Origin of the sequence: Shewanella sp. NKUCC06_TVS (assembly GCF_019345515.1) — a bacterium.
In the GTDB taxonomy this organism is placed as follows: Bacteria; Pseudomonadota; Gammaproteobacteria; order Enterobacterales; family Shewanellaceae; genus Shewanella; species Shewanella oncorhynchi.
The window spans coordinates 1-202 of the sequence record NZ_JAHKQX010000070.1; the positions used below are offsets into that span (position 1 = coordinate 1).

At 63.9% G+C, this 202-nt stretch carries 1 protein-coding gene; it reads left to right on the plus strand.

What is annotated here, in order from left to right; all coding sequences use genetic code 11:
• Positions 1–202: VCBS domain-containing protein (locus tag KO531_RS22345; protein ID WP_219252253.1), on the plus strand; the 202-nt coding region annotated here is incomplete at both ends.

The window sequence follows — 202 nt, forward strand, 5'->3', positions numbered from 1 at the left end:
AAGGCGGGTGAAACCCTGACCCGTGACATCACGGTCACCAGTGCCGATGGCACCGCCAGCCACACCGTGACCATCACCATTGTCGGCGCGAACGATCCCGCTGACATCACGCTCGGTAACGGCGACAGCGATGCTGGCACCGTCACCGAAGACGGCGATTCCGACACCCTGCCAGGCACAGTACAAACGGTGGCCGGCACCT